The sequence below is a fragment of the Brevundimonas sp. EYE_349 genome (genome assembly GCF_023147505.1).
Taxonomy (GTDB): domain Bacteria; phylum Pseudomonadota; class Alphaproteobacteria; order Caulobacterales; family Caulobacteraceae; genus Brevundimonas.
In genome coordinates this window covers 341,536-349,941 of the sequence record NZ_JAHXPB010000004.1, presented here as the reverse complement: position 1 = coordinate 349,941, position 8,406 = coordinate 341,536, and the positions used below count along the sequence as shown (strand labels likewise).

Sequence of the window (8,406 nt, the reverse complement as noted above, 5' to 3'; positions counted from 1 at the left end):
CTCTTGGGGAAGAAGGGCTCCAGCCGAGCCATCTGCTCGTCCGTCAGCCAATACAGGTCGCTCATATCCAGACTCCTCAGGAGCCTGAATCAGATCGCACGCCTCACTTCAATGGGTCCTGAGCCTAGCGAAGGGCGCACTTACGAGTTGCTGCGCAACTCAGGGCTTGGTATTTTGAGATCGACGGACCCAGGTTGCAACCTGGCTTTGCGTTTCCTCGGCCCGCCAGACTGGCCGCCCCCCCTGACCATCATCGGGGCGGCTGCAATCGCGGTTGCTGGGAGGTCGTCATGGCGATCTATCATCTAGCGATGAAGCCGATCAGCCGCGCGAGCGGGCGCAGCGCCGTCGCGGCGGCGGCCTATCGCGCCTCGCAGAAGCTGACGAACGAACGCGACGGCCAGACCCACGACTTCACCGCTCGTCGTGGCGTCGAGTACACCGAGATCGTTCTGCCCGAAGGCGTGGACGCCGAGTGGGCGAAAGACCGTTCGACCCTATGGAATGCGGCGGAGTTCGCCGAGGCGCGCAAGGACGCGCGTGTGGCCCGCGAGGTCGAGGTCGCGTTGCCGCATGAACTAACGCCCGAGCAGCGGCTGGCGCTGGCACGGGAGTTCGCTCAGGGGCTGGCCGATCGCTACGGGGTGGCAGTGGATTTTGCGATCCACAGTCCGCACGGCGACACCGACGTGCGCAACCACCACGCCCACATTCTGCTGACCACCCGCAAGGTCGAACGGGAGGGCCTCGGTGAGAAGTCCGAGATGGAGCTGGAGAACAAGCGGCTGATCGCGCTCGGCCTGCCGACCTCGCACGATCAGCTGCGCGATTTACGTCTGGACTGGGAGGATCGGGCCAACCGCCATCTGGCGTTGGCGGGTCACGACCTCCGCGTCGATCATCGCTCTCATCAGGCCTGTGGTCTGGAGATCGAACCGACCCAGCATATGGGCGTCCACGCCACCCAGATGGACCGGCGCGGCAAGTCCGTGGTGCGCGCCCGTCAGGACGCGGACCAGGCGCAGCGCAACGCCCGACTGATCCGCGAGAAACCCGAGCAGGCGCTGAGCCTGGTCACGAACGAGAAGAGCGTGTTCGACCGCACCGATGTGGCCAGGGTGATCCACCGCTACGTCGATGATCCCGACGCTTTCCAGCGGGCCTTCGCCAGAGCCATGGCGTCGCCCGCCCTGGTCGAACTGCGCCCCGAGCAAAGGGATGAGTTCGGCCGGACTTTGGAGCCGGTGCGCTACTCCACCACGGAGATGATCGCCGTCGAACAGTCGATGGCCGACAGCGCCGACCGGATGGCGGACAGCCGGACGTTCGGCGTCGGCCGACAGCACACCGAGCGCGCTCTCGCCGAGCGGCCCTTCCTGTCCGGGGAGCAGAGCCAGGCGGTCCGACACCTCACCGGTCCCGAACGGATCGGGGCCGTGGTCGGCATGGCGGGCGCCGGCAAGAGCACCATGCTCAGCGCCGCGCGTCAGGCGTGGGAGGCCGACGGCTACCGGGTGATGGGCGCGGCGCTGGCGGGCAAGGCGGCTGAAGGGCTGGAGGAGTCCTCGGGGATCGCCGCGCGGACGCTGGCGAGCTGGGAACGGAGCTGGGAGCACGGTCGCGACACCCTTGGCCCGGGCAGCGTGCTGGTGATCGACGAGGCCGGGATGGTCGGAAGCCGCCAGCTCTCGCGGGTATTGGCGCAGGCCGACCGGTCCGGCGCCAAGGTGGTCCTAGTGGGCGACCCGGAACAGCTCCAGCCGATCGGCCCCGGCGCGGCTTTCCGTGCGGTGGCCGAGCGTGTCGGCTTCGTCGAGCTGGGCGAAATCCGCCGACAGCGCGAAGACTGGCAGCGGGACGCGTCGGTGGACTTCGCTCGCCACCGCACCGCCGAGGGTCTGACGGCTTACGCCGAGCGCGGCACGATCCGGTTCGAGGCAGATCTCAGCGCGGCCCGCAGCGCCATCGTCGCCGACGTGATCGCCGACATGGACGCCCGGCCCGAGGGCTCGCGGCTGGTGCTGGCGCACCGCCGCGCGGACGTGGCGGAGCTGAACGACGCGGTCCGCGCCGTGCGGCAGGACCGGGGCGAGCTTGAAGGCGAGCAGGTCTATCAGACGACCGAGGGCGAACGGGCCTTCGCCGCCGGGGACCGGATCCTGTTCCGGCAGAACAACCGCGACCTCGGCGTGAAGAACGGCATGCTGGGCACTGTGGCGCGGGCCGAGCCCGGTCGGCTTGAGGTCCGCCTGGACAGCGCCAAGGGACCCGGCCAAGGCCGCGTCGTGTCGGTGTCGATGGCGGACTATGCTGCCGTGGATCACGGCTACGCCACCACTATCCATAAGGCCCAAGGCGCGACGGTGGACCGGACCCATGTGCTGGCGTCCGGCACGATGGACCGGCACCTGACCTATGTCGCCATGACCCGCCACCGGGAGGCGGCGACCCTCTATGCCGACCGGAATGAGTTCAAGGATCTGGACGCTTTGTCGGCGCGGCTTTCGCGGACGGGGCTCAAGGAAACCACGCTGGACTATGCCGCACGGCGCGGCCTCGAAGCGCCGACCCGCGCCACGGGTCACGACGCCGAATCTCGCAAACGGGGGCTGTTCGACGGGTTGACCCTAAACAAGCGCGCGGCGCCGCCGCAGTTCAGCCGCGTGGAAGGCCTGTCGTCGTCCGGGCCGAGGCGAACGGCTCTCGTTCCCGCGCAGACGTTGGAGGTTTCGGTGGAGCGCTATGCGCGGGCGATGGACGATACCGAGCGGATGCGCGCCCAGAAGCTGCCCGTGCTTGAATATCAGAAGCGCGAACTGCGCGAGGCCGGGGCGGTGCTGGATCAGACGAGGCCGGGGGCGACGCGCGACCTGCATAACGCCTTGCGTCATGAGCCCTCAACCTGGCGCGCCATGCGGGATCTTCGCGGGTCTGAACGCGGTGCCGAGCTGGCGGGTGCTATCCGCCGCGAATCGCGGGTGCGGCATGATCCGATCTTGAAGGCCGACCGGTTGGTGAAGGATTGGAAGCGGCTGGAAACGCAGCATGACCGGCTGGACGGGTGGCGGCACAGAGGCGAACGCCAACGCGTGGAGGCGCGCATGAAGGCGATGGCGGGCACGCTGAAGCGCGATCCGCAGCTGGCATCGCTGGTGCGGTCGCGGGCGCAGGACTTGGGAATGGGCCAGAGTTCGACCCTCGGTCGGGTGATCTCGGCGCGTAGCGTGCAGCAGGCGACCCAGCAGATCGGGCGGGACTTGCATCGGGGCCTGTCGTTGTAACGAAGTCAGGAGGCGAGGATGGCGGAGGATCAAGCGGGCGACCCGGCCCAGGCGTTCGAGGACCTGCGGGCCGAGGTCTCGGTGCTGCGCCGCGCTATCGAGGGCCTTCCAGCGGCGATCCGGGAGAAGCGGCCGCCTGACTACAGTCAGGATCTCGCGATACTCGGCAAGGGTCTCGACGAGATCGGTCAGTCGTTGGAGACGGTGCTGGCCTCGCCTGCGCTTAACCTCACGCCCGAGCAGCAGGGCCAAGGTATCGCGAGGGCGGGTTCGGCGCTGGTGCGGGAGGCGGCGCAGAGGCTGGACCGCGCCGCGCAGGAGGCGGAGCGCGAGCGGTCGCGGCTCTCCGGCCTCATCGGTCAGGCCTGGGCGAAGGATAGGCAGGTCCGGTTGCTGGGCTGGATCGGGGGCGTGGCGTTCGCGGTCGGGCTGTTGCTTTCGCCGATCCTCGCCGGCGTCTTGCCGTTCGGGCTGAACACGCGGGTGGCGGCTCTGGTGATGCGGGAGGATCGCTGGACGGCGGGCGGAGCGTTAATGCGGGCGGCGAATCCGATGGGCTGGGGTCGTATCGTCGCGGACGCCCGGCTTGCCGACGAGAACCGGGACGCCCTTGAGACGTGCCGGGCGGCGGCGATCGACAGCGGGAAGGTGCAGCGGTGCACGGTGACGGTGGCGCCGCCGAAGGATTCGGTAGCAGACCGCTACCAGAGTAGCAGCCTAGTGCTGCCACCCATGATCTCTTAGGGGCTTAGCAGAAGTCTGCTTCGGGCATTGATGATCATGACTGACATCGACCCATTGCGGACCTGCACGTTAGCTACACTCCCAGGCACAGGCCGTCAGCCGAAGATCAATCTCCCTGCGAGAGCGCCAGACGCAATAAGTAGCGGCGCCGCCCACTTCCCTTTCGCCAGCCACACCGCTGCCAGTGCTGTTAGGAAAATGAGGGCAGCGCCCCAAAGGATCGGCGCACGTTCAGCCGTTGACCACGTCAGCTGGAGACAGGTCGCGCCAATGATTCCAACCACGGCCGCTGCGACCCCAGCTAACACGCGGTGCAGCGCCGGGTTGTCCACCACGGCTTCCAACCGTTCGAACAGTATCAGGGAGAAGGCGAAGGCCGGCAGGAAGATGCCCGCTGTCACCGCCAAGGCTCCGGTCCAACCGCCTGCGACATAGCCGGCGAAAGTACCGAAAATCACCAGTGGCGCGGGCAACACTCCAGCCAAGGCGACACCGTCGAGAAAGGCGCCGTCGGACAGCCATCCCCGTCCCACGGTATCGGCACGAACGTAGGGAATGGCTGTGTAGGCCCCGCCAAAGGTCAGAAGCCCGCCCTTGAGACCTGCAACAAACAGATCAAGCGTTCCCGCTTCAGTGATAGGGCCGTTGACCTTGATAGCCGCAGTCATCCCGACTGAGTGCAGGATGACAGATAGCGCAACGGCGACCATACCGACGCCCAAAGCGATCCAGGGTCGTCCGCTGAACCCGTAGATCAGGCCTCCAGCGACGAGCGGTATCCAGAACGGCGCGCCGATGAGGCTGGACGCAAAGCCGAGGCCTGCCAGCAACCACAGCATTCGGTCTTCAAGGACGTGCCGCCCGATCCGCTGCACCGCCCTGATGATGAGCGCCACCACGACGATCTGAACCCCGAGCAGCGCACCGGTCCAGACAGCGCGACCGGCGACCAAGACGTCATAGGCCCATGCCGCCAGCATCATAAGGATAAAGCCCGGCAACATGAACCCGAGGCCCGCTAGAACGCCGCCTATGCGGCCACGCGCCAACATCCCCATGTGTACGCAAAGCTCATGCGCTTCTGGACCGGGAAGCGCCTGCATTACCGCCAGCAGGCGGTTAAACCGTGCACTGGAAATCCATCGCTCATGCTCAACGAGCTGGTGTCGGATCATGGCGATCTGCGCGACAGGCCCGCCGAATGCCAGGACGCCGAAGTGCAGAAATTTCAGGAACAGGGCGATGAGCGTAAGGCGAGGAGCAATCGCTTCTTCCCGTGCAGCGGCCATCACCTTGCTCCTATCTCCAAGCACGCGCGGCGCGACAGCGGGCCGCTCGCTATGTGTCAGGCAGACCTTAGAAGGAAGGCCCAAGGTCGTCGTGGGACGATTTCCGCTAACCCCCCCGTAGACGACATAACGGAGGTCTGCTTCCAGCGGCGTCTAACTAAGTCATCATCCTTCAAGTCCGCGTTTTAGGCGCACTCCCGGCCCCGACTCGCTTGTCCCTTCCAGGAAGGTGACCCCAGCGGTTTCAAGAGCCAGCTGAACAGCTTCGACATTAGCGGCAGAGCTACGCCCCGGACCGAGCTGGCTCTCCATACGCACGATGGTGGGCAGCGAGAGGCCCGACGCCTTCGCCAACGAAGGCTGGCTCCAACCGAGGAGGGCGCGCGCGGCCTTGATTTGTGGGGATGTCAGCACAGCAATGATGATTTTATTATCATGAAAGACTATTTTATATTGACACGGCACTTGCCTTCGGCGATTATAAAATAATCATAGTTGATTGGAAGGCATTAGTCATGGGCTCGCGTCGAAAGACGGGCATCGAGGACGCGCGCCTGCCTGCACTTTCCAGGCGCGCGCTCATCGCCGGCACATCGGCCGTTGCGTTTGGGGCGGCCAATCCGGCTGCCGCTTCCGCTGCCCTGCTTCCCGCCGCCGATGCCGCTTCGGACGTAGCGACGCGGCGGTGCAGAAACTGGCTGGCCGTCGATGCCCAGATAGAGCGTCTCCAGACCCGTTGGGCGAAACTGGAAGGCTGGCTGATCCGGGAGCATTCGTGGTGCAACCTCACGCCGACTGAACAGCAGGCTTTGCCATGGTCCAAAGAGCTTCGCGACATAGACGGCATCTTGACCACGCTATTCGACAAGCGTGAGCGTCTTCTAGAGGCGATCCCTGATTCAAGCGCGGCGACCTTGGAGGCGATCGTTGCGCGGCTGGCAGTCGTTGAGCGTCTGATCTGGCCCGAGGACCATCCGGAGGCCCACGCAATGATCACGAGATCGCGGATGGACCTCATCGCGATCTCCCAAGGAACTTCCATGAACTTGTTGAACGCCTAGCCGGAAGGCGATCGACGACGTGCTGCTAATGATCGAGCCATCATCGGAATCGACTGGAGGACGAGCGGATGACAACGCCAAAGTCCCGGCCAAAACGCCGACGTGCAAGAAGCTCTGCGGATGTCCTTAAGGCGGCGATCCTGCGACTGCCTACCAACCTTCGCGACGTGTTCGTTCTCCATCGTTTCGGGGGGCTCACCTACGGCGAGATCGGATCGCAACTTGGGATAGCCCCGGACGCTGCGGAGGCGGCATTTGCTACCGCACTGGCTCGCCTCGCGCGGGCGGTCAGGATTTCCGAGGAGTGATGCTCCGCCATTTTCTGGAGTTGAAGCCCACTCGGCTGATAACCAGCGGCCAGATACGCGGCGGCCATTGAGCCGTAGCGACGGTAGATCGTGTAGGTGCTGGGCGTACCGTAAGCGTCCAGTATCTCACGCGACAGGCTGCCATGCTCGGCAAAGGCCCGTTTCAGGTGCTGGTGCAAATCGTCCATCGAATATCTCGGCTTGCCTCGGCCGTGACGGTTCATGTCGCCCTTAAAAAGGTGATGGTTCGCAAACTTGGCCGGCACGGGCAGGTTCAGTAGATCGCGAATGACCGGCATAGGGCCGACTTGCCGGTAGTAAACGCCGGGGCTCCATCGGCCGAAGCGTCGAATGAGGCCCTGACTGATGTAGCCATGGTCGGCGCCAACGCGCCGCAGATCGGCGAGCGCGGCTTTAAAAGCAACAGGAGTTCGGTTGCGCTGGCGCTTTCGTTGTGCAGCCTCGAAGACATCCTTTGTCACGATTGGGGGAACGCCGTCATCCACGACGATCCAGTCGGCGCGAGGCAGGGCGCCCCCAGACTTGACGCCGACTGGTCTGGAGTAACGCCCGCCGATGAGTTTGCCGATGTAGGCCTGGTTATCGAGGATGTACCGCACTCGTCTGGCTGACCAATCACCCCACTCAGCATTCACGTCCTGATCTGCCGTCAGTTTTCGCGCGACGCTCACAGTGGTCGCCTTCGGACGAAGATAGAGCGCGAATATTCGACGCACGAACTCCACCTCGGCGTCCGGTCCCAGGATGAGCTTGGTTCGCACACCTTGCTGTTTACGGACGAACGAACCCGATGGTGCGGCGAGCATCGTGCCATCACTGCGCGTGAATATCCGCCGCAAGCCGAGCGGAGCCCGCCCTCCGGTCCAGAATCCTTGGGCCAATAGTCCACGCTGAGCGCGTGTCACCTTCTCGGAAAGGTCATGGCTGTACTGTCCCGCCATGGTCCGTTTGATATGCTTCATCAGTTGCGACATCGGACTGCCGTCGTTTTTAAAACCGTCAGCGCAATAGAGGACAGGTACGCCCGCCTGAACGCACATGAACTCGTAGTAGGCGGCCTGGTCGGAATTTTGGAACCGGCCCCATCGGCTGACGTCGTAAACAAGGACGCAGGTGAACCCGCTGTCCCCTGAAAGCACGTCGGCTAAAAGGGCTTTTAGACCGTCTCTGTTACGGAGAGAGACCCCACTCACGGCGGCGTCTTCGTAAGTCCGAACGATCTGCATCCCATGTTCGACCGCAAAGGCCTCGTTGGTCGCCTTCTGGAACGTGGGTGAGTATTCTTGTCGCTCAGTCGACATTCGCACGTACTGCGCTGCTTTAATCGGCGAGGCCTGCATGTTCATCTCCCGCAATATCTGATGGATCTGAACATCAGCACTCGGACGACTTTTGATTGTCAAAGCGAGTTAGAGTGGATGGTTGGGCTTAGGCCGCCCTGGCGATCTCATTCCATTCGGACGGTCGCCCTAGCGCAACAGGCTTGGGGCTTTGCCGTGCGCGCACCGTTCGCCCGCTTGGGTATTTCAGGCACTGAAGTTCATGGCGATCTGCGCTGGGGCGCAGGAGGGCTTTAGGCTGCGCCACGAGCTTCCGACGCTGCCAGAGATCTCGTCCCTCTCGGGTGACAATCCCTATCGCAAGAGACTTGGGGCGTCGCCCCCGGCGCACTCCGAAGAGCCTTCCGCCCAGCTTCTCTCGC

Annotated in this window: 6 protein-coding genes; 3 read left to right on the top strand and 3 right to left on the bottom strand. The window is 64.4% G+C overall.

What is annotated here, in order from left to right; all coding sequences use genetic code 11:
- Positions 1–290 precede the first annotated feature (290 nt).
- Positions 291–3,281 (top strand): Ti-type conjugative transfer relaxase TraA, encoded by a 2,991-nt coding sequence (traA, locus tag KZX42_RS10075; protein WP_248119131.1) that lies wholly within the window; start codon positions 291–293, stop codon positions 3,279–3,281.
- 18 nt (positions 3,282–3,299) lie between these two features.
- On the top strand, positions 3,300–4,025 hold the full coding sequence (locus KZX42_RS10070) for a DUF6118 family protein (protein ID WP_248119130.1): 726 nt from the start codon (positions 3,300–3,302) through the stop codon (positions 4,023–4,025).
- A gap of 95 nt (positions 4,026–4,120) precedes the next feature.
- Here the strand turns inward: KZX42_RS10070 and chrA are convergent, their stop codons facing one another.
- Both chrA and KZX42_RS17330 read right to left on the bottom strand, forming a co-directional pair.
- On the bottom strand, positions 4,121–5,314 hold the full coding sequence (gene chrA / locus KZX42_RS10065; RefSeq protein WP_248119129.1) for a chromate efflux transporter: 1,194 nt from the start codon (positions 5,312–5,314) through the stop codon (positions 4,121–4,123).
- 165 nt (positions 5,315–5,479) lie between these two features.
- Complete coding sequence (locus KZX42_RS17330) at positions 5,480–5,728, bottom strand: helix-turn-helix domain-containing protein (protein WP_348983624.1); 249 nt, start codon at positions 5,726–5,728, stop codon at positions 5,480–5,482.
- A gap of 101 nt (positions 5,729–5,829) precedes the next feature.
- Here KZX42_RS17330 and KZX42_RS10060 point away from each other — a divergent pair, with 101 nt between their 5' ends.
- Positions 5,830–6,375: a helicase gene (locus KZX42_RS10060; RefSeq protein ID WP_248119127.1), complete on the top strand. Its 546-nt coding sequence runs from the start codon at positions 5,830–5,832 to the stop codon at positions 6,373–6,375.
- A gap of 199 nt (positions 6,376–6,574) precedes the next feature.
- Here the strand turns inward: KZX42_RS10060 and KZX42_RS10055 are convergent, their stop codons facing one another.
- Positions 6,575–8,050 carry a recombinase family protein gene (locus KZX42_RS10055; protein ID WP_248119124.1) on the bottom strand — a complete coding sequence of 492 codons (1,476 nt, stop codon included), beginning with the start codon at positions 8,048–8,050 and terminating at the stop codon, positions 6,575–6,577.
- Between the last annotated feature and the right edge of the window lie 356 nt (positions 8,051–8,406).

What these genes read in the sequence shown, in the direction of transcription:
- chrA (WP_248119129.1), bottom strand. Translation starts at nt 5,314, where the DNA reads ATGGCCGCTGCACGGGAAGAAGCGATTGCTCCTCGCCTTACGCTCATC.
- traA (WP_248119131.1), top strand. Translation starts at nt 291, where the DNA reads ATGGCGATCTATCATCTAGCGATGAAGCCGATCAGCCGCGCGAGCGGG.
- KZX42_RS10055 (WP_248119124.1), bottom strand. Translation starts at nt 8,050, where the DNA reads ATGAACATGCAGGCCTCGCCGATTAAAGCAGCGCAGTACGTGCGAATG.
- KZX42_RS10060 (WP_248119127.1), top strand. Translation starts at nt 5,830, where the DNA reads ATGGGCTCGCGTCGAAAGACGGGCATCGAGGACGCGCGCCTGCCTGCA.
- KZX42_RS10070 (WP_248119130.1), top strand. Translation starts at nt 3,300, where the DNA reads ATGGCGGAGGATCAAGCGGGCGACCCGGCCCAGGCGTTCGAGGACCTG.